General features: G+C 64.6%; 18 protein-coding genes. 3 read left to right on the top strand and 15 right to left on the bottom strand.

The genetic code is table 11. The annotated features are described in order from the left end of the window. Window positions 1–52: 52 nt before the first annotated feature. The 5 genes from RMET_RS25805 to RMET_RS25825 all read right to left on the bottom strand — a co-directional run bounded on the left by RMET_RS25805 (window position 53) and on the right by RMET_RS25825 (window position 4,071). Window positions 53–271: a DUF2188 domain-containing protein gene (locus RMET_RS25805; RefSeq protein WP_011519448.1), complete on the bottom strand. Its 219-nt coding sequence runs from the start codon at window positions 269–271 to the stop codon at window positions 53–55. A gap of 27 nt (window positions 272–298) precedes the next feature. Further along, window positions 299–532, bottom strand: a complete 234-nt coding sequence (locus tag RMET_RS25810) for a hypothetical protein (protein ID WP_011519449.1) — start codon at window positions 530–532, stop codon at window positions 299–301. 213 nt (window positions 533–745) lie between these two features. After that, window positions 746–1,123 carry a PaaI family thioesterase gene (locus RMET_RS25815; RefSeq protein ID WP_231138579.1) on the bottom strand — a complete coding sequence of 126 codons (378 nt, stop codon included), beginning with the start codon at window positions 1,121–1,123 and terminating at the stop codon, window positions 746–748. 164 nt (window positions 1,124–1,287) lie between these two features. Beyond that, the gene (locus tag RMET_RS25820; protein WP_011519451.1) at window positions 1,288–2,334 is read right to left on the bottom strand and encodes a Bug family tripartite tricarboxylate transporter substrate binding protein; all 1,047 of its coding nucleotides are present in this window, start codon (window positions 2,332–2,334) and stop codon (window positions 1,288–1,290) included. 42 nt (window positions 2,335–2,376) lie between these two features. Then, a complete protein-coding gene (locus tag RMET_RS25825; protein WP_029310087.1) occupies window positions 2,377–4,071 on the bottom strand; it encodes a thiamine pyrophosphate-binding protein in 1,695 nt (564 codons plus the stop codon). 200 nt (window positions 4,072–4,271) lie between these two features. Here RMET_RS25825 and RMET_RS25830 point away from each other — a divergent pair, with 200 nt between their 5' ends. After that, window positions 4,272–4,961, top strand: coding sequence for a GntR family transcriptional regulator (locus tag RMET_RS25830; RefSeq protein WP_029306507.1), 690 nt, complete (start codon window positions 4,272–4,274; stop codon window positions 4,959–4,961). 78 nt (window positions 4,962–5,039) lie between these two features. Here RMET_RS25830 and RMET_RS25835 read toward each other — a convergent pair whose 3' ends face one another. Together RMET_RS25835 and RMET_RS25840 are read right to left on the bottom strand one after the other, a co-directional pair. After that, a complete protein-coding gene (locus RMET_RS25835) occupies window positions 5,040–6,221 on the bottom strand; it encodes a GGDEF domain-containing protein (RefSeq protein WP_029310086.1) in 1,182 nt (393 codons plus the stop codon). Between the two features lie 142 nt (window positions 6,222–6,363). Continuing rightward, window positions 6,364–6,621 carry a hypothetical protein gene (locus RMET_RS25840; RefSeq protein WP_011519455.1) on the bottom strand — a complete coding sequence of 86 codons (258 nt, stop codon included), beginning with the start codon at window positions 6,619–6,621 and terminating at the stop codon, window positions 6,364–6,366. 275 nt (window positions 6,622–6,896) lie between these two features. On the opposite strand from RMET_RS25840, the gene RMET_RS25845 reads away from it, so the two are divergent. Then, a complete protein-coding gene (locus RMET_RS25845; RefSeq protein ID WP_029306509.1) occupies window positions 6,897–7,322 on the top strand; it encodes a phasin family protein in 426 nt (141 codons plus the stop codon). Between the two features lie 113 nt (window positions 7,323–7,435). On the opposite strand, the gene RMET_RS25850 is transcribed toward RMET_RS25845, so the two are convergent. The 8 genes from RMET_RS25850 to RMET_RS25885 form a co-directional block, all read right to left on the bottom strand. Next, a complete protein-coding gene (locus RMET_RS25850; RefSeq protein WP_011519457.1) occupies window positions 7,436–8,509 on the bottom strand; it encodes a mechanosensitive ion channel family protein in 1,074 nt (357 codons plus the stop codon). Between the two features lie 161 nt (window positions 8,510–8,670). After that, complete coding sequence (hutG, locus tag RMET_RS25855) at window positions 8,671–9,633, bottom strand: formimidoylglutamase (protein ID WP_029310085.1); 963 nt, start codon at window positions 9,631–9,633, stop codon at window positions 8,671–8,673. Between the two features lie 16 nt (window positions 9,634–9,649). After that, a complete protein-coding gene (locus RMET_RS25860) occupies window positions 9,650–11,032 on the bottom strand; it encodes an amino acid permease (RefSeq protein WP_029306512.1) in 1,383 nt (460 codons plus the stop codon). A gap of 85 nt (window positions 11,033–11,117) precedes the next feature. Further along, the gene (gene hutH / locus RMET_RS25865; protein WP_011519460.1) at window positions 11,118–12,674 is read right to left on the bottom strand and encodes a histidine ammonia-lyase; all 1,557 of its coding nucleotides are present in this window, start codon (window positions 12,672–12,674) and stop codon (window positions 11,118–11,120) included. 15 nt (window positions 12,675–12,689) lie between these two features. After that, a complete protein-coding gene (hutU, locus tag RMET_RS25870) occupies window positions 12,690–14,369 on the bottom strand; it encodes a urocanate hydratase (RefSeq protein WP_011519461.1) in 1,680 nt (559 codons plus the stop codon). A gap of 218 nt (window positions 14,370–14,587) precedes the next feature. Beyond that, window positions 14,588–15,343 carry a histidine utilization repressor gene (gene hutC, locus RMET_RS25875; protein WP_008651975.1) on the bottom strand — a complete coding sequence of 252 codons (756 nt, stop codon included), beginning with the start codon at window positions 15,341–15,343 and terminating at the stop codon, window positions 14,588–14,590. 273 nt (window positions 15,344–15,616) lie between these two features. After that, entirely contained in the window at window positions 15,617–17,719 is a 2,103-nt protein-coding gene (locus RMET_RS25880) for a hypothetical protein (protein ID WP_011519462.1), read from the bottom strand. 48 nt (window positions 17,720–17,767) lie between these two features. Next, window positions 17,768–18,628, bottom strand: a complete 861-nt coding sequence (locus tag RMET_RS25885) for a hypothetical protein (protein WP_011519463.1) — start codon at window positions 18,626–18,628, stop codon at window positions 17,768–17,770. Between the two features lie 295 nt (window positions 18,629–18,923). Between RMET_RS25885 and RMET_RS25890 the strand changes: the two genes are divergently transcribed. Next, window positions 18,924–19,982 carry an alpha/beta fold hydrolase gene (locus RMET_RS25890; protein WP_011519464.1) on the top strand — a complete coding sequence of 353 codons (1,059 nt, stop codon included), beginning with the start codon at window positions 18,924–18,926 and terminating at the stop codon, window positions 19,980–19,982. Window positions 19,983–20,017: the final 35 nt, after the last annotated feature.

The following is a 20,017-nucleotide window of genomic DNA, read 5'->3' on the forward strand; positions in this document are numbered from 1 at the left end:
GGTCGCGGCCGAAAAGGGGGCATGTTCGAAAGAAGGAGTCCTCGGACTTTCGTTATCCCCTGGTGTGAGGCGATCCGTGGCCGAACGTGCTCCGTTCGTGGATCTGGCCGTCGCGCCCGTGTATCAGCAACTCAGCCCTTGTTCGCTTCGCCAGTTGCGTGACGATGTCGATGGCCGCCTCTCGTGTCTGATACCGCGTGCGGGTTCCCGTCCCTTCGATTGCGATGGCCCACTCACTGCCGTGAGGGAGGACATGAATGTCGCCTGACATGCTGCGCCTCCGTTGACTTCGATGGCGCTATGCCTGCACGCTGGCAAGCACACCCACGTCGCATGACTCGATCGGTTCGATCGGCTCGCTTGCGTGGGCTTCGCGCTCATAGATCATCAACATTGCACGTTCTTTAATGGCCTTGTGCACCCCCGCGGCAATCGCGGCGCCACGAGACGCGTATGCATTCAGCTGGCCATCGGATTCCACGGCCCAGTGGTTGTCCTGGGTGACCAGCACCTTCACGATAGATGTCGACATGCATGATCCGGTAGAAGTGGGTATGAATAAGTTCTACTCGGTATCCGCAGGCAGCGATGTAGGACGTTTTCCTATTCTGCGAGAAGGGGTGCGTCCGTCACGGCGCCATGCGAGCCGACTGGACCGTCAGCACGAAAGCGGGCCACTATCGCAGACCACTATCGGCTCCGATCAGGGATGCATTCAGGCAATGATTGAGTATGGATACGGGCGCTATTTTTCCGCCTTGCCCTGCATGACCATGATGGTCTGCTGCATCAGCGCGCAAAGCGTCTCCTTCGGTCCTTCAACGGCAAATACTTCGGCCTGCGTCACGATCAGCGTGCGTCCCGCGCGGACGACGCTGCCCCGGGCAATCAGCTTGTCGCCATTGGCGGGCGCCAGAAGATTCAGCTTGTACTCGACCGTCAGAACCGACGCGCCCGCCGGCACAAGCGACATCGCGGCGTAACCGCCCGCCGAGTCGGCGATGGTACCGACCACGCCACCGTGAACGTAACCATGCTGCTGTTCGATGCCGTCCCAGTGCGGCACGTGAATCTCGGTTCTGCCCGCCTCCACCACAGGCAGCGTGGCGCGGATCAGATGCATGACGTTCTGGGATTGAAAGCTCGCCTGGACAGCTTCCACGAAGTTTGCGTTGGCGGGTGTCACCGTGCCGTCTCCTTTTGTGCGTTGTAGTGTGCGCAGGATTGTGGCATGGAAACCGCCTGGCGAGCCGGAGCGTCCCCGCTCCGCTACTCCTACTCCTACTCCTACTCCTCCAGCTTCAGCCCGGTCTTCACGACGAAGGCTTTCCAGCGTTCATACTGCTCGCGAGCGTAACGATCGAGCGCCGGACCATCGGTGGCCATCACCTCGAACCCTGCCTGCGTCAGCTTGCGGTGGGTCTCCGGATCATTAAGGGCGGCCTGGAAGTCGCTGGTCAGCTTGCGCGCCACGGCCGGTGGCGTGCCGGACGGCGCGAACACGCCAATCCACGAGTACGCCTCGAAGCCCGGGAATCCGGACTCCGCCACCGTCGGCACATCGGGCAGATCAGGCAGTCGGTTGGCGCCGGTCACAGCGAGGGGCTTGATGCGCCCCGCAGCGATCTGGCCCTTGAGCGCGGCGTAGCTCAGCAGCGTCAGGCTCGACACGTTCCCCAGCACGGCCTGCACAGCCGGCCCCCCGCCGGCGTAAGGCACGTGCAGCAGTTCCACCCCGGCCTGACGCTTCAAGTCCTCCGCGACGAGATGGTTCATCGAACCAAGACCGGTGGACGCGTAGCTGTACTGATTGGGCGCGCGCCGCGCGGCATCCAGGAATCCGCGCAGGTCCTTGCCGGGCACCGACGGATGGGCACCGATCACCAGTGGGAAACGCAGCGCCAGCGTGACACCGGAGAAATCCTTGAAGGTGTCATACGGCAGCCGGGATTTCGCGATGGGATTGATCGCATGGGTATCGAAGCTGATCAGCAAGGTGTTGCCGTCCGGCGCGGAGCGCGCCACGTACTGCGTCGCGACCTGACTCGCGGCGCCGGGACGGTTCTCCACCACCACGGGACGCCCTAACACCTCCGCCAACTTGGGCTGCACGATGCGCGCGGCGATATCCGTGCTGCCCCCGGGCGGGAAGGTGACGACGAGCTTCAATGGCGTTCCACTATCCGCCCAGGCGGAAGTCGGCAACATGCCGCCGGGCAGACACAGCGCGGACAGCGCGGCGATGACGGCAAGCCTGCCGCGTTGCGCGCGCGGCATCCCGCCAGAAGCGGCCGGCGTGGTTTGCCGGCGCGAGGAGAAACAAGGGAACAGCATGGTACGGCCCTCCTGTCATCCAGATGCAAAGCAGATATCGACTCAGCCCATCCACTGGCTGACCGGTGCCGCGGCATCCTGCAACTCCTGCGTGATGACGTCCACCAGCGCGGGACCGTCATGCTCCAGCGCGGCGCGAATGGCTGCGTCGAGCATCGCGGGATCTTCCACGCGCCACGCGCGCACGCCAAAGGCCTCGGCCACGCGCGCGTGATCGGTGCGGCTGAAATCCACGGAGAAGTAGCGGCGGTCGTAGCCGGCCTTCTGGCTCGCCTTGATCCAGCCGAACACCGAGTTCGAGAACACGATCATCTTCAGCGGGATGCGGCGGCGTACCAGCGTTTCCATCTCGCCGCAGGTAAAGCCGAAACTGCCATCGCCCATCACGGAGACAACCGTGGTGCCAGGGCGACCCAGCGAAGCGCCGATACCGGCCGCCAGCGAGAAACCCAGCGCACCATGCGCGCGATTGGTGATGAACTGCCGGCCGGCGCGTCGGCTCTCGTGATAGGCGGAGAAATACGGGCAAGGTGTGCCAGGGTCCGCCACCACGATGGCGTCCTCGGGCAAGAGGCGGTTGAGCGTATCGACCACGCGCTCGGGCTTGATCGGCCGCTCCAGCGAGGCCGCCAGCGGTGCGAAGCTCGCACGCTTGGCCGCGCGCGCGACTTCCACCAGCGCGCGCCCGTCGGCGGTATCGGCACGGCGCATCGGCAGTCGGTCACGCACTGCGGCGTTCAACATGCGAAGGGCCAGCAAGGCATCGCCCACCATACCAACGTCGGTGTTGTAGTTGGCCGCGATCACCATTGGATCGATGTCGATATGCAGGATCGGCACGTTGCGGCCGGGGAAGCGCCAGTGCTCGGTGGTGGTGGAGCCGGCGCGGCAACCGATAAACAGCACGACATCGGCATTGGCCACCAGATCGCGGGTGGCCGGGATGCCGCCATTGGCGCCTACCACGCCGGCGTTGAGCGGGTGCGTATCGGCCAGGCTGCCCTGGCCGCTGACCGTGGTGCACACCGGCGCGTTGAGCGAGGTCGCGAGCGTGTCCAGCTCAGCGCAGGCGCCCGAAATCACCACGCCACCGCCGCAGATGATCAGCGGCGCGCGCGCTTCGGTCAGACGGCGCGCGGCGCGATCGACCTCGTCGGGGTCCGGCGCGTAGCGCAGCGCCGGGAAACGATCGTGACCGGCCTGAGCCCAGATCCCGGCCGGGTCCACGTCATGCTTCTGAACGTCATAGGGGAGGCACAGATGCGCCGAACCCGGCTTGCCGGTCGTCATGGCGCGGAAGGCAGCGCGCACGGCGTCGGGAATCTGATCGGCACGGTCGATCGTGGTGTTCCACTTGGTCAGTGGCCGATACAGGGATTCCTGGTCCAGCTCGGTCAGGGGGTATTTGCCGCGCGAGTTGACGGATACATCGGACGTAATGCCCAGCACCGGCACCGACGATTCATTGGCCTCCACCAGCCCCGGCAACAGATATGTGGCGCCTCCTCCACTCGGACCCTCACACACGCCGACCTTGCCCGTGACGCGGGCGTAGGCGTCCGCCATGTACGCGGCGCTGCGCTCGTCGCGCGCCAGCACGTGGTCCATGCCATGGTCCAGACGGGCCAGAGCATCGTAAAAAGGCAGGCTGGTATCGCCACACAAGCCAAAAATGTGCTTCACACCGTTGAGCTGGAGCATACGCACCATCGCTTCGGCGCCGTTCATCTTGGTCATCCGCTTGATCTCCATTGATCGGCCGGGTGAAGGAAGCGCCGGCGTCCGATGGAGCATACTCGAAAGAATACTTTTAAGTATACTTAATCGTATGCAAGAATCCGGACAGCAATTGCCGATGCCGGGTGCAGACAAGGGCATCTGGTAGCGCGCGCGGTATGATCCGTGCGATTCAAGAATCCCATCGGGCAGAAACAAGCATGAATTCGCCTATTTCCACGACTCGGCGCAAGCGCGGTTCCGACGTGTTCCAGACGCTGCGCGACATGGCCATCTCCTACGCACTGAAACCGGGCGAGCGTCTCAACGAAATCGAACTGGCGGAGCAACTCGGCGTGAGCCGCACGCCGGTGCGTGAGGCACTGGCGCGGCTGGCCACGCATGGCTTCCTGGAGGAGTCGAGCCGTGGCTACGTCCGCCGGCCGCTCGACATCCGCGAGATGCAGGACCTGTATGAGGCGCGCGTCGCCGTCGAACGCGAATGCCTGCGGCTTGCGTTCGAGCGTGCGTCAGCGGAGGGAATCGAGGAATTGGCCCGATACCTGGAGCACAGCCGTTCGGTCTCGCCCGATACGCCGGCACAGCAACTCGTTGAACTGGACGAGGGCTTTCATTTGCGTATCGCGGAGTTGTCCGGCAATGCGGAGTTGCGCCGGATGCTGGCCAGCCTGAACGAGCGCATTCGCTTCATCCGCTGGATCGACATGGAGAACGTGGGGCGCGACTCCACCCAGAGCGAGCACGCCGAAATCGTGGACGCGTTGAAGGCGCGCGACTGGCAACGCGCGGAGGCCCGTCTGACCTCGCATATCGCGCTACGCCGCGAGCAGATCGTCGACGCCATCAAGAAGGGCCTGGCGCGCGTCTATCTGGAGGGTGAAGCGGACTGAAGCCGATTGATGCGGATTGATGCGGATTGATGCGGATTGATGCGGGCCTCGCCGGTGGCCCATACATCCGGCGGTCAATCAGGCCGTTCGCATACTCAAGACAGCGTGGCTGGACACCATATCCGCCCAAAGCCGGGTCCGGATGCTGTTCCGTCCGGCCCGTTTGGCTTCATAGAGCAACATATCGGCAGCGGCAATCAACGCGCTTTCGGTGACCTCGGTATCGCTGGCCGAGAAATCGACGGAGAGCACCCCGATGCTGACCGTGGCGCGCATGCTCTTGCCATCGGGGCCGGGCACCTCACTGCCCGCCACCGCGGCGCGCATGTCCTCGGCCAGACTGGCGGCCGACTCGAAGTCCATCTGCGGCATGACGAGCAGGAACTCCTCCCCGCCGTAGCGAACGACGCTGTCCCGTGGCTCGTGGATGCGGTCCTGCAGCAGCATGGCAACGTGCATCAGCACGGCATCGCCACCCTGGTGGCCGTGGTTGTCGTTGACGCGCTTGAAATGGTCGATATCGCAAACCATCAGCGTCAGCCAGCGACGCTCGGCGCGAGCCCGCTCCAGCACCTGCGGCAGCAGCGTCGTGTGCAGATGCCGCCGGTTGAAGCAGGCTGTGAGATGGTCGCGGATGGATAGCGCCTTCAATGTACTGAGCGCCCGATACTCGTCGCGCCACAGCCGGTGATAGCGGCGCGCCGCGATGATGCCGAAGCTGTTGGTCAGCAGCAGAAGCATCGCCATCGTGACTTCGTCGGAGAACCTCGACTCCCCCCTTATCACGGCCAGCGCGATGAAGGCCGCCGTCGCGCCAAGGGCGATGCCAATCGCGGTGATGAGCCGATTTGGGATGAAGACGTAGATGACGATCAGCATGATGCAGAGCGACATCGCGTGCCAGGGCAACTCGCCGGGACGGAACCAGACGACCAGCATGAAGATCGCCATCCCGACGACCTCCGCCGCGCTGGCCACGGCCCGGTGGGCCAGCACCGACTCAGTTTTCCGGCGAATCAGATACAGACCGCCGCAGGCAGTCAGCGCAACGGTGATTCGCCCCAGCAGCAGCACGAGGAACGACGTCCCATAGCCCAGCGCGGCCAGATCGGTCAGGGAAAAGGCCAGATAAAACAGCGAACAGAACACCAGGGTGACCCGCAACGACGCCCGCGTGGTCCGCAGATGGTGTTGCTGAAACTCCCGCTCGAGCCCCGGATCCGAGAACTCGACCCGAACCGGATCAACAACGAAACTCATTTCGACGTCTGCTTCGGACATAAGCGCGTGGGTGACCAGTCGGCCCGGCGGTCATTGAATGTGCGCCATTGTCTCCTATTACAGCCTGGCAGCCGGAAAGAATCCTCAATCCTTGATCTGCCTGGCAGAAGCCCGCGACCTGTCAGATCAGCTCGCGATACAGCACTGACAGCGATTCGCTACCGGGAGCGCCTTCGCGCCACATGCGCGCAGCAAAGGCGTCCTCGAACTCCTCGGTGCCTTCCTCGAACATGTCGTAGACGTTGTCGTGCGACAGCCCCTTCTCCAACACCATCAACGCGGCGTCAACGGCCTTGCGGGCGCGCTCCGGCAGTTGCGGCTGCAGCGCCCTCAGGGCAGCAATCTCGGCTTGCACCTGCTCTTCGGTCTTCATCGTCATGTCGTATTTCCATAGTGTTGGCGGCAGTCGCGCCGGTGGGCATTATGCAACGGGATCGGGCCGGGCAATCGGGGCGCTTGCCCGGCCCGGACGATACGCGGACCCGTGTGCCGTGTCAGCCGCTCGGCGCGCCCAGGCGATACCCCCCTTATTCATTCCCCAGTTCCCTTGCGGCACGCATTACACTTAGCCTGCCGCGTGGCGATCGGGCGACTTCACCCGTGAGCCGGCGCCGCTCGACTTCTGCTTGCTCTACCCCAACAAGGAGATTTGTCATGGCTACCGCGCCCAATCCGTTCACCGATATCACCAAACTGCTGGAACAGTACAAGCTCCCCGGCGTCGACATGACTTCGATCATCGAAGCGCGGCGCAAGGATATCGAAGCCCTCGCGGAGGCCAACAGGATTGCCTATGAGGGCATGCAGGCACTCGTGCAGAAGCAGACTGAAATCCTGAGCAAGAGCATGCAGGAGATTCAGGCCACGGCCCAGAAGATGGCCACGAGTGGCAATCCCGCAGAGGCCATGACCAGGCAGGGCGAATTGGTACAGCAAGGCTTGCAGACAGCCTTCAACAACATGCGCGAACTGGCGGAAATGGCACAGAAATCGCAAGCCGAGGCACTGGCCGTGATCACCAAGCGTGCCGAGCAGAGCATCGCGGAAGCAAAAAGCCTGATGAAGCCGGCGGGCAAGTAGCCCCCTGGCCGCGAAGCCCGGCCTGACCGGTCGGGCCCGCCGGCCCGGAAGCGTCAATGTCTGATCGGACTGGAATACGGCATCAACATGGAGGACCGACTGGTGGCAGGCACCTAGTCCTGCGCGCCATTGCCTCCCGTTCGCCCCGCCTCGCCATCAATGCGCATCCGCGGCAGGAACTGCGGATATTCGCGCTGCATGAAGTCGATCAGCCCCTCACGCACGACGCAGCGAAGATCCCACGCCAGGCCCGAGGATGCAGCGGTGCACAGCACGCGAATCTGCATCGTGCGTTCCGTTGCGTCGGTCACCACCAGGTTGAAAAACCGCCGATCCCACTGGGGCGCATTGTTCACGATGCGCTCCAGCTCCTTGCGCAGCGGCGCCAGCGGCATCCCGTAGTCGACATGGAAGAACACCGAGCCCAGTAGCTGGGAGTTGTTGCGGGTCCAGTTCTGAAATGGCTTTTCGATGAAGTACTGCAGCGGGATGATCAGGCGCCGCTCGTCCCAAATCCGCAGCACCACGTACGTCGCCGTGATTTCCTCGACTCGGCCCCACTCGCCTTCGACGATCAGCACATCGTCGAGCCGGATCGGCTGCGTCAATGCAAGCTGCAACCCCGCGATCATATTGCTGAACACCGTCTTGCCAGCCAGGCCGGCGACCAGCCCGACCACACCTGCCGAGGCCAGCAGGCTGGCGCCGACCTGCCTCGCGCCGGGAAACGTCATCAGCAACATCGCCGCCCCGATCACCACCACCAACGCCATCGCGATGCGCGAGAGCACGCGTGTCTGGGTATGGATGCGGCGGGCATTCATGTTGTCCTCGACATCCACAGGGTGCCGGTCCAGCACGCCCTGCGCGAAGCCGGCAATGACCCGCGCCACGAGCCATGTCATGGCTGCGATCAACAGCAGGCCATTGACATGCCGCACATTGTCGATCCAGCGCAGTTCGTCCGGAGCGGCCTGCCAGACAGTCTGCAACGCGAGCAGCAGCAGAACCGCCTTCGACGGGACCCGCGCCTTGACGACCATGGGATGGAGTATCTGGGCGGAACGCGTGATCCGCAGTAGCAGCAGGCTGCCGATGCGATGTGCCAGCAGCACGACAACGACCGCAACCAGGGCCGCCGTCCACGTGCCAAACCAGGGGTGATCGAAAAGAAGAGGGAGATTCATCGGCGTCCTTCATCAGGGGAGGCGTGATGCCGGTTACGAAGTAACCGACACGACGAATGGACAGAAGTTTCACCGATGTTGTCTGCGCTCCACAGACTTTGCGACGCACGCATCGCACCACGCCTGGTACTCGGCGCAGCACACGCCAGCCATGCAACCGATCAACGGATCAGCCGATACACCAGCCGCGCGGCAACGCGGGCGCTCTGGCCGTCACGGTCGAACTGCGGATTGAACTCCGCAAGGTCTGCCGCGCGCAGCTTGCCGCTACCCCGCACGTGCGTGACGATGGCCTCGATCACGCTGATCGGCACGCCATACGCGGCAGGCGCGGAGACACCGGGCATGACGGCTGCCGGAAGCACGTCGAGATCGATCGTCAGGTAGACATGTGCGGCCTGCGCCAGCATCGCGTCGATCTCGGCCAGCCTGTGGTCGAGATGGCGTTCCTGCATCTCGGTGTCTTCAACGTAGCGCACGCCCAGCGCCTGCGCGTGGGCAAACAGCGATGCAGTGTTGCCGAGCCGGCTGACGCCGAGACACGCATAGTCAAACGGCTGCCCTGCGGCACGGCACGCCTCCGCAATCTGGTCAAACGGTGTGCCGGAACTGCCGGGCCGCGCAGTGCGCAAATCGAAATGCGCATCGAGGTTGAGGATCAGGACGCGGCCCGCGTCGCCCGCCGTATCCAGATGTGCCCTGAGACCCTGCCAGGTGCCCCAGGCCACTTCGTGCCCGCCACCGAGCACGATTGGCAGCGCGCCACGGTCCAGTTGCGCCCTGACGACTTCACTGAGCGCCCGCTGCGTAACTTCAAGCGCATCGCCCTCGCAGCGCACGTCACCGGCATCGTAGAGCGCGGCCACGTCATGTACCGGCAGGCTGGCCAGGGCGCGTCGAATGCCGCGCGGGCCATCGGCCGCACCAACACGACCCTGGTTACGCCTGACGCCTGCGTCGCACGCGAAGCCAATCAGCACAGTCGCACCGGCCAGATCGTCGCTGGCCGCTACGGCCAGCGGCTGGACGATATTGAACAGCCGCCGCGTATCCCCGCGCTCACCGGTATCGGCGCGCCCCTGCCAGACCGCATCAAGGGCCTCGGCTTGCGTCAATGCCGTCATTTGCCGCACGTCCGTTTCACGAAACACTGGTTTCCCGGGCGAGCAGCGCGTCCGCCTTCGGCTTGGCCCGCAGGAACCAGGCCAGCGACAGCAGCACGACCCAGCCCGCGCCAACGTACAGAGCCACGCGCGTGTCCTCGACATACCCCAGCACGCCGATCACGAACAGCATGAAGGCGATCGCCAGCGCCGGACCGACCGGCCACAGCGGCACCTTGAACTTGAGGGCGCGAACCTCTTCGGCCGACAGGCGGCGTCGCATGGCAACCTGCGACAGCAGGATCATCAGCCAGACCCACACGGTGGCGAAGGTCGCAATCGACGCGATGATCACAAACACCTGCTCGGGGATCAGGTAGTTCAGCACCACACCGCCGAGCAAGGCAGCAGCCATCGCCAGCACTGTCACCCAGGGCACGCCATGACGCGAGGTGGTGGCGAACAGGCGCGGCGCCTGGCCCTGCTCCGCCATGCCATACATCATGCGGCCTGCGCCAAAGATATTGCTGTTGATCGCCGAGATGGCGGCCGAGATGACGATCAGGTTGAGCACCGCCGCAGCCGATTTGATCCCCAGCCCGGAGAAGATTTGCACGAACGGGCTGCCCTGGCTACCGATGCCGGTCCACGGGAAGATGGCCATCAGCACGGTCATCGTCAGCACGTAGAACAGCAGGATGCGGGCGGGCACGGCGTTGATGGCGCGCGGAATCACCTTCTCCGGATTCTGGGCTTCACCGCCAGTGATGCCGATGATCTCGATGCCGCCGTAGGCAAACATCACCACCGCCAGTGACGCGATCAACCCGCCCGCGCCGTGCGGCAGGAAGCCGCCATGCGCCCACAGATTGGTCAAGCCCGGCGAATGCTCGCCATTCATCTTCACGCCGAGGAACAGGATCAGCGTGCCGCCGATGATCATCGCCGCGATGGCCAGGATCTTCACCAACGCCAGCCAGAACTCGAGCTCGCCGAACACCTTCACATTGCACAGGTTCAGCCCGCAGATCAGCATGACGATGCCGAGCACCCATATCCATTGCGGCACTTCGGGGAACCAGAATCCCATGTAGATACCGAATGCGGTCACGTCCGCCAGACAGACGATGATCATCTCGAGGATGTAGGTCCATCCGGTAAGAAAGCCCGCGAGCGGCCCCAGGTACTCGCTGGCGTAGCGGCCGAACGAGCCGGTCACCGGCTCGCGCACAGCCATCTCGCCCAGCGCGCGCATAACCATGTAGACCGCCGCGCCGCCCACGATGTACGCCAGGATAACGGCCGGGCCGGCCAGCTGGATCGCCGATGCCGAACCGTAGAACAGGCCCGTGCCGATGGCCGAGCCGAGCGCGAGAAAGCGGATATGCCGCGCGCTCAGATTGCGTTGCAGGTTTTTCAAGCTGTCTCCAGAAGGATGTCTAGATTGGGACCGAAGGCCCATGGCGCGCGGATCTTCGCCCGCTTGGCGCCGGCGCAAGCGTCCGTCAGACGCTCGGCAGGATGCCTGCAGGCAGCAGGGCCGTCAGGTGACGCTCGGCGATCAGCACGCTGGCGTCTTCGATATCCGGCGCGAAGTACCGGTCCTTGTCGTAGAACGGCACCGACTGACGCAGCAGGCCGCGCGCGCGCTCCAGCGCTTCGGTGGTCTTGCCGCCTTCACGGAAGTCCATGCCCTGGCAGGCCGCCAGCCATTCGATCGCCACGATGCCCTTGACGTTGCTGGCCATCTCCCAGAGACGCTTGCCAGCGTTGGGCGCCATCGACACATGGTCTTCCTGGTTCGCCGAGGTAGGCAGGCTATCGACACTGGCCGGATGCGCAAGCGCTTTGTTGTCCGATGCCAGCGCGGCGGCCGTGACCTGCGCGATCATGAAGCCGGAGTTCACGCCGCCATTGGCGACCAGGAACGGCGGCAACTGCGACAGGTGCTGGTCCATCATCAGCGACACACGCCGCTCGGAGAGCGAGCCGATCTCGGCCAGCGCCAGCGCGAGGTTGTCCGCGGCCATTGCCACCGGTTCCGCGTGGAAATTGCCGCCCGAGATGATATCGCCTTCCTGCGCGAATACCAGCGGATTGTCGGAAACCGAGTTCGCTTCGACGCCCAGCACATCCGCCGCATTGCGGATCTGCGTCAGGCAGGCGCCCATGACCTGGGGCTGGCAGCGCAGCGAGTACGGGTCCTGCACCTTGTCGCAATGCGCGTGCGATTGGCCGAGCTGGCTGGTCTCCCCCAGCAGGTGACGATAGACCGCCGCCGCGTCGATCTGGCCGCGCTGGCCACGGGCGGCGTGAATGCGCGGATCGAACGGAGCGCGCGAGCCGAGCGTCGCCTCGACGGTCAGCGCGCCGCAAACGCTGGCCGCCGCGTACAGGTCTTCCGCCTGGAACAAACCCTGCAGCGCATACGCGGTGGAAACCTGCGTGCCATTCAGCAGCGCCAGCCCTTCCTTGGCGGCGAGCGTCAGCGGCTGCAAATCGGCAATGGCCAGCGCTTCGCGAGCCGACAGCCATTCGCCGCGATGGCGTGCCCGGCCTTCGCCCAGCAGCAGCAACGACATATGGGCCAGCGGCGCCAGATCGCCCGACGCGCCAACGGAGCCCTTCAGCGGAATGCACGGGTACACCTCGGCGTTCACCAGCGCGATCAGCGCGCTGATCACCTTGCGGCGGATGCCAGACAGGCCACGCGCCAGGCTGTTGATCTTGAGCACCATGATCAGGCGCACCAGCGCGTCGTCGATCGGCTCGCCCACACCTGCCGCGTGGGAAAGCACCAGCGAACGCTGCAGGTTCTCCAGGTCCTCGCGGGCAATGCGGGTCTGTGCCAGCAGGCCGAATCCGGTGTTGATGCCGTAGGCCGTGCGGCCCTCGGCGATGATGTTTTCGACACACGCCACGCTGCGGTCGATGGCGGGGAAGGCGCGCTCGTCGAGCGTGATCTTGACGGGCTGCTGATGCACGGCACGCAGTTGCGCGAGCGTGAGCTCACCGGGTTGCAGATGCAGGGCGAAGACTGGCTGATTTTCTTGGTACGACATGGTTCAAATCCGGAGTTACTTGGAGGTGCCGAGCATCGGCAGGTTCAGGCCGTTTTCGCGGGCGCAATCGATGGCGATCTCGTAGCCGGCATCGGCGTGGCGCATCACGCCGGTCGCCGGATCGTTGTTCAGCACGCGGGCGATACGGGCGGCGGCGGCATCGGTGCCGTCGCAGACAATCACCACGCCAGAGTGCTGGGAGAAGCCCATGCCGACGCCGCCGCCGTGGTGCAGCGACACCCAGGTGGCGCCACTGGCGGTATTCAGCAGCGCGTTGAGCAGTGGCCAGTCAGACACGGCGTCCGAGCCGTCCTTCATGGATTCGGTCTCGCGGTTCGGGCTCGACACCGAGCCCGAGTCCAGATGATCACGACCAATCACCACCGGCGCGGACAGTTCACCCGAACGCACCATTTCGTTGAAGGCCAGGCCCAGCTTGGCACGCAGGCCCAGGCCAACCCAGCAGATCCGCGCCGGCAGGCCCTGGAAGCTGATGCGCTCCTTCGCCATGTCCAGCCAGCGGTGCAGGTGCGCGTCGTCGGGGATCAGTTCCTTGACCTTGGCATCGGTCTTGTAGATGTCCTGCGGATCACCGGACAACGCGGCCCAGCGGAACGGACCAATGCCACGGCAAAACAGCGGACGGATATAGGCCGGCACGAAGCCCGGGAAATCGAAGGCGTTCGACACGCCCTCTTCCTTGGCCATCTGGCGGATGTTGTTGCCGTAGTCGAAGGTGGGCACGCCCATCTTCTGGAAGGCCAGCATCGCCTCGACGTGCTTGGCCATCGACTGCTTGGCGGCCTTCACCACCTCGGCCGGCTTCGTCTGCGCGAGGTCGCGGTACTTGTCCCAGGTCCAGCCGATCGGCAGGTAACCATTGAGCGGGTCGTGGGCGCTGGTCTGGTCGGTCACCATGTCCGGGCGCACGCCGCGACGCACGAGTTCCGGCAGGATCTCGGCGGCATTGCCGCACAGCGCGATGGAGATGGCCTTGCCTTCTGCGGTGTACTTCGCGATACGGGCCAGCGCGTCATCCAGATCCGTGGCCTGCTCGTCGACGTAGCGCGTACGCAGACGGAAGTCGATACGGCTTTGCTGGCATTCGATGTTCAGCGAGCATGCGCCGGCCAGCGTCGCGGCCAGCGGCTGGGCACCGCCCATGCCGCCCAGGCCCGCGGTCAGCACCCAGCGTCCGGTCAGGTTGCCGTCATAGTGCTGGCGGCCGGCCTCGACGAAGGTCTCGTAGGTGCCCTGCACGATGCCCTGGCTGCCGATATAGATCCAGGAACCTGCCGTCATCTGACCGTACATCGCCAGACCCTTGGCATCCAGCTCGTTGAAGTGCTCCCAGCTAGCCCAGTGTGGCACCAGGTTGGAGTTGGCGATCAGCACGCGCGGCGCATCGGCATGCGTCTTGAACACGCCCACCGGCTTGCCCGACTGCACCAGCAGTGTTTCGTCGTCGCCCAGTGTCACGAGCGTCTCGACGATCTTGTCGTAGCACTCCCAGTTGCGCGCGGCGCGGCCGATGCCGCCATAGACCACCAGTTCCTTGGGGTTCTCCGCCACTTCCGGGTCGAGGTTGTTCATCAGCATGCGCAGCGGCGCCTCGGTCAGCCAGCTCCTGGCCTGAAGCTGATTGCCGCGCCGCGCGCGGATCTCTACGTCACGGTAACGATTGGGGGTGCTCACGGTTGTTCCTCATCCACGGTTTGTTCACGACGGCGATGACGCAACAGCGCCATCCGATGGGGTTGTACAGTATTGTATAGACAAGTTGATTTGTACTGGGGTTTACCCCGTTTTCAGGGGAGCAGATAGCGCGGCAAAGGGGACGGGAGTGGACCTTGCCGCACAGTGGCGCGGCAAGGTCAGGGGCTCAGCGGTGCAAGGAAAAACGAAGGGGGGCGTCAGGCGCCGGGGCCGAACCGCCCTTCCAGACGGTGACGCGACCCCGGATGCAGCAGGCGGGCGAACGTCACGACGCGCTTGCCCGACCACGTGCGGCGCCGGATCAGCAGGCACGGTTCGGCGCGCGGAATCTGCAGGAGCTTTGCCTCGTCGGCGGTAGCAACAACGGCCTCGACGATATGCTCGCCCGCCGTCAGGGGAGCAAGGCTTTGCAGATAGGCATTCGGCGTGTCGACGCTGAAGTCCTGCTTCAGGTAGTCGGGAGCCAGACCCGGATTGACGTAGCGATCCTCGATCTGCACCGGCACGTTGTCCTGGTAGTGAACGATGATGGAATGGAAGATCTTCTCGCCTTCGCGCAGATCCATCGCCACCGCGCGTTCCGGGCCGGCGGGTTCCTCGCGCACCAGGATCACCTCGGAATGATGGCGATGTCCGCGCTCCGCGATCTCGTCCGCGATGTTGTTGACCTCGAGCAGCGAAGACTGCATCTTCGGCTCCGCCACGAACGTGCCCACGCCCTGCATTCGCACGAGCCGGCCTTCGGCGGTGAGTTCGCGCAACGCGCGGTTGATCGTCATCCGGCTGGCACCGAACTGCTCCACCAGTTCGTTTTCGGACGGCACACGATGATGCGCCGGCCACGCGCCCGTATCGATCTGTCGGGTGATCATCTGCTTCAGGCGCAGATAGAGCGGCATTGGCGCGTCCTCGGCACTGCTGTCCATCGTCAGCTCAGGCGTTTGACGCGGCATTCTTGGGGTTCTCCAGCTCCGGGCAAGGATAAAGCGCGAAGCGTTGACCGATTCGCGCACCTATACATGATTAGACAATTGCCAGCATTATCGCAAATGCCGGGCAATTGGTATTCGCTCCTCGCGTGGGGTAAAGCCGGGCATGGAAATGCCCGGACTGCCGACGCAAGAAACCCCGCGCCTCGACTGCGAGACGCGGGGTCCTTGGCCGGCGACTGGCGCGCCGGGATCGGCCTGGTGGTCGTACTTAGTGGTCGTACTTAGTGGTCGTACTTAGTGGTCGTACTCCACGCTGGTACTGAAACTCAGATCGAACGTGTCAGACCAGCTAAGGTTCGCGAACGACATATCGCTCGTGCCAGTCGCCCCGGCAACCGCCGGAAACGCGGCCCCCTGATCGCCCGGCACCAACACGTTGACCACCGTATTCGCGGCCGCCGGCTTGGCACGCGCATTGCCGCTTACGAATACCTGCGGGGCGCCACCGATGGTTGATCGAATCTGCACGTTGGTCTTTTTCACGAACGGCACACCCGATGCAGAGGTCCAGCTCATCGGGAATGTTGCCCCGCCAGCGAACTCCGATCCCGAGCCGGGCGTCAGGGCATCACGCGCGGTCTTGCTGACGTCCTGCCACGCATACTGGCGCAGCGTATCCGGCGACGGCGGCGGTGTGCGCAAACGCACCGCGTAGGTGTAGGCCGGCGCCGCCGCATTGCCTTTCTGGTAGATCGCGAAGGTGTAGACACCGAACGGCACCACGTTCGCGAGTTCCGTGGCGCTCAACTGCGGATTCGAAAACGCGGCGTTGCTGCCCGGCCATTTGAACTGCGCCTGGGCGGCCGGATCCTGGGCAACGCCGGCCAGACGGTAGCTGTTGCGGCAGCTGTTCAGCTTGCTCGAATACTTGCCCGGAATCGCGCTGGCGTCCACACCTTGCATGTCACCCGGCGCAAGCTGCGCGTGGATATTGAGCGTATCGCACGCACCGGTGCTCGGCTTGAGCAGCACCCCTTCACGCAGCCCCGGGCCTGTCACCACGGCAAAATCGACGGGTACATTCTGGTCGTCCGTGATACCTACCTGCAAACTCAGCGAACTGACGAAGGCATTGGTGCCGGTGGTCGCCTTGACGGTGTTCAACCAGTCCCAGCGCTGCGCATTGCCGGTGACCTTGCTCAGCACGTGACGCTGGTTGCCGACCAGACGCCAGCCATTGTCGCTGGTCGTCCGAGCCGACGGCTGCAACGCGATCTGCGCGATCTGCTGCATGCCATCGCGGATGCCGTCGGCACGTGTCCAGGACACCTTGATCCAGACCTTGTCGGCCGCCTGGACCCGGATGATCTCCGGCAAGCTGAAGACAGCGCCAGTCATGCCGTCGTCCCCAACGATACTGGAGCCCAGGTCCTGCTCGGCATTCGCGCCGTTGCTAAGGTAGCTGCTGGGCACACCCGCCATCAGCGCGCCCGGCGTGACATCGTCGACGATGATCTGCGCACAGGCGGCCACGCTTCCGCTCAACCGGGCAGAAGCTGTCGTCGACGCCGCGAAGCACTGGTTAAACCCCGCCTGCAGCCCGGCAAGATCGCTGGCGCTGGGCAGGCTCGAAACCGGTGCGCCGCCAATCGTGGCCACGCTTGGCAGGCTTGCCGTGTCAGCCGCCGTCGGAGCAACACCGGGCGCAAGCTGGAGCATCGTCGGCGTATCGCTCGAGGCGCCCGCCACCGATGTCAGTTGCACGCCGCCATTGGGGAGCACGTTGACCTTCACCTGATCGAGCAGACGGTCCAGCCCGGGCGCACCGGCCGTCAGCGGACCGGAGATCAGATCCACGCCGGTGTTGCCGGTGGCGGCCAGCAGAGCGGCCAGCGCATCCGAGTACGCCTTCACCGTGGTGCTGATCGACGATGCCGTGACCTTGGACTGCAGGAGACTGGTATCGGCCAGCAACTTGGTCGGGTTGTCGCCGATGATCGTCGCCGCAATCGCGTTGGTGAGCGGCGTGATGTTGATCGTCTGGGTGCCAGCCGTGGCGCTCAGGCTGATCAGCGTGGCCTGCGAGTCGGCTACGTTGCCCATGGCGGCCAGCACGAACGGTGCGGTCAGGCCGGTCACATCGCACTGGAACGAGCCAGTGGTGGCGTCGGCCGGGCAGCTTGCCGACTTGCCCGCGGCGTCCGTCAGCGTCACCGTGGCGCCTTGCATCGCCGCGCCGGTCGCCGCAACGCCGCTGACGACCTGCTTGGTGGGCGCGGTGGTGCCCGGTGGCGTGGTCGTGGTCGTGGTCCCCCCCGTTGAAGAATCGCCACCACCACCACCGCATGCCGACAAGGCAAGCACCGCGATGCAAAGCGCAATGGGCGTGAGCTTCATATTTCCCCTTCCGTGCTGTCTGTATTGAAAAAACACTCTCGATCCGACTCAGAGCACGCAGATCCCCGTGGCCTTCGAGTTCGGGCCGATGGTGCTCGTGTCGAAATTCGTGATGTAGGGCAGCCCCGTTGCGCAGGCGATGACCCACGTGACCTGATTGTTGACGCGGGTCCCCAGGATGACCTGGGTGTTACCGGCGCCCAGGCTATCGGCGCCCTGCCCATAGACGTAGCCGCTCGGGCTAAAGGTGGCGCGCTGGCCCTTGCACGCGAACAGCGAGCCTGTGTCTCCGTCCGGAGCGGCGTAGAGGTTGCAGAACGTATAGGAAATCGTCCCGCCGCACGTATTGGTGATCGTCGTGCTGCCCGATGCGTTGTGGCCCATCCGCACGCAGTTCATGGCACTGACACCGTACTTGAGGCCGCCAGACCCGGAAGCGCCGCTGTCGACCGTGGCGCTTCCGCCCGTGCCGGTCGACGTTCCCGCACTGCCTCCACTGCTCGACCCACTGCTCGACCCACTGCCGACATACACCCACAGGCCCGTCGCGTCGCCACCGGCGCAATTCTTGTAGGCGAAGCCATAGCTGGTGGTCGCGCTGGGATTCACCGTGACGTTCATGCCACTCGCGAAGGTCTTGGCGTTCGTGAACCAGTCCGCCTGCGTCACGGAGGTATCGCATTTCGCGGTCAACACAACGTTCGTCCCCGCCGGCACCGGGTTGTCCGCCGAAGTCGCGGGAGAGCTCGATACCGTGCACTGCGGCTTGGCAGCCGTGCACGATGCGGCGGGCGTGGCGTCGGTGGCGCTGCCCGTCCCCGCTGCGTCGCCGCCGCCCCCGCACGCGGCGATGGTCACGGCAAGGAAGCCGTATAGCGTGGCTGCGGCGAATCTCCTGGTCTTTGTCATGGCTCGATCTTCCCTTCCGGCTGTTGTCTTGTTTTGTGCCGGCGAGCGTACGTGGCAACGGCCGGGGGCGCATCACCAAGATTGACGATGACAAGTGCGACCGTTTTGCCCATCTCCCCCGGTCGGCCCGCCGTGGACGCCGTGGCCGCCGTCGCTGGTGCAGGCGTGTATCGGTCTGTCCGGAATCCCCGGGGCATATACATTGCGATACAAATCCCCCCGCGCGCCGCTACATGCCGGTTACTTGCGCCACGTAGAGTCATGCACAGGTTGATCACACACACAGGAGCAGGAGATGCCGGAGATCGTCAATTTGCCTCGACGGGGCTTTATGGGAGTTGTGGCGGCGACGCTGGCCGCGGCGCAATTCGGGGGGGCGCAGACGGCCCGGGCCCAGACCAGCCAGTCGAAGGCAACGCCACTGCCCCAGCCACTGCCCCGGCCGGGCACTCATACGAGCTTTGCGCCGATCAAGCAGATCAAAGCCGGCGTGTTGAACGTCGGCTATGCGGAGGCTGGCCCGACCAACGGGCCCGTCGCGCTGTTGCTGCATGGCTGGCCGTACGACATCTACAGCTTCGTCGACGTGGCACCGCTACTGGCGGCACGGGGCTATCGCGTGATCATGCCCTACCTGCGCGGCTACGGCACCACCAGCTTTCTGTCCTCCGACACCATGCGAAATGGTCAGCCCTCGGCGATTGCCGCCGACATGATCGCGCTGCTGGATGCGCTCGGCATCCAGAACGCCGTGGTGGCCGGCTTCGACTGGGGCGCGCGCACCGCCGACATCATGGCCGCGCTGTGGCCAGACCGCTGCCGGGGACTGGTATCGGTCAGCGGCTACCTGATCGGCAGCCAGGCCGGCGGCAAGGTGCCCCTGCCGCCCGAGGCCGAGCTTCAGTGGTGGTACCAGTTCTACTTCGCCACGGACCGTGGCCGCGCCGGCTATCAGAAGTACACCCACCAGTTCGCCAAGCTCATCTGGAAACTGGCATCACCGAAGTGGGATTTCGATGACGCCACGTTCGAACGCAGCGCCGCCGCGTTCGACAACCCCGACCATGTCGACATCACGGTGCACAACTATCGCTGGCGGCAAGGGCTGGCCACCGGAGAAGCCCGGTTCGACGATATCGAGAAACGGCTCGCCACCGCGCCCACCATCAGCGTGCCCACCATCACCATGGAAGGCGACGCCAACGGTGCGCCGCATCCCGAGCCAAGCGCCTATGCCAGCAAGTTCACGGGACGGTACGAACACCGCAACGTGACCGGCGGGATCGGCCATAACCTGCCGCAGGAAGCGCCCGCCGCGTTCGCGCAGGCGGTGCTCGACGTGGACCGGCGCTAAGGCACGGTGCCTTCACGGTGCAGGCGATGGGCAGG

The organism is Cupriavidus metallidurans CH34, from assembly GCF_000196015.1.
Lineage (GTDB): Bacteria > Pseudomonadota > Gammaproteobacteria > Burkholderiales > Burkholderiaceae > Cupriavidus > Cupriavidus metallidurans.

What these genes read in the sequence shown, in the direction of transcription:
- RMET_RS25885 (WP_011519463.1), bottom strand. Translation starts at nt 18,628, where the DNA reads ATGACAAAGACCAGGAGATTCGCCGCAGCCACGCTATACGGCTTCCTT.
- RMET_RS25815 (WP_231138579.1), bottom strand. Translation starts at nt 1,123, where the DNA reads ATGCATCTGATCCGCGCCACGCTGCCTGTGGTGGAGGCGGGCAGAACC.
- hutH (WP_011519460.1), bottom strand. Translation starts at nt 12,674, where the DNA reads ATGTCGTACCAAGAAAATCAGCCAGTCTTCGCCCTGCATCTGCAACCC.
- hutG (WP_029310085.1), bottom strand. Translation starts at nt 9,633, where the DNA reads ATGACGGCATTGACGCAAGCCGAGGCCCTTGATGCGGTCTGGCAGGGG.
- RMET_RS25845 (WP_029306509.1), top strand. Translation starts at nt 6,897, where the DNA reads ATGGCTACCGCGCCCAATCCGTTCACCGATATCACCAAACTGCTGGAA.
- RMET_RS25850 (WP_011519457.1), bottom strand. Translation starts at nt 8,509, where the DNA reads ATGAATCTCCCTCTTCTTTTCGATCACCCCTGGTTTGGCACGTGGACG.
- RMET_RS25835 (WP_029310086.1), bottom strand. Translation starts at nt 6,221, where the DNA reads ATGAGTTTCGTTGTTGATCCGGTTCGGGTCGAGTTCTCGGATCCGGGG.
- RMET_RS25805 (WP_011519448.1), bottom strand. Translation starts at nt 271, where the DNA reads ATGTCAGGCGACATTCATGTCCTCCCTCACGGCAGTGAGTGGGCCATC.
- RMET_RS25880 (WP_011519462.1), bottom strand. Translation starts at nt 17,719, where the DNA reads ATGAAGCTCACGCCCATTGCGCTTTGCATCGCGGTGCTTGCCTTGTCG.
- RMET_RS25810 (WP_011519449.1), bottom strand. Translation starts at nt 532, where the DNA reads ATGTCGACATCTATCGTGAAGGTGCTGGTCACCCAGGACAACCACTGG.
- RMET_RS25840 (WP_011519455.1), bottom strand. Translation starts at nt 6,621, where the DNA reads ATGACGATGAAGACCGAAGAGCAGGTGCAAGCCGAGATTGCTGCCCTG.
- RMET_RS25820 (WP_011519451.1), bottom strand. Translation starts at nt 2,334, where the DNA reads ATGCTGTTCCCTTGTTTCTCCTCGCGCCGGCAAACCACGCCGGCCGCT.
- RMET_RS25825 (WP_029310087.1), bottom strand. Translation starts at nt 4,071, where the DNA reads ATGACCAAGATGAACGGCGCCGAAGCGATGGTGCGTATGCTCCAGCTC.
- hutC (WP_008651975.1), bottom strand. Translation starts at nt 15,343, where the DNA reads ATGCCGCGTCAAACGCCTGAGCTGACGATGGACAGCAGTGCCGAGGAC.
- RMET_RS25830 (WP_029306507.1), top strand. Translation starts at nt 4,272, where the DNA reads ATGAATTCGCCTATTTCCACGACTCGGCGCAAGCGCGGTTCCGACGTG.
- RMET_RS25890 (WP_011519464.1), top strand. Translation starts at nt 18,924, where the DNA reads ATGCCGGAGATCGTCAATTTGCCTCGACGGGGCTTTATGGGAGTTGTG.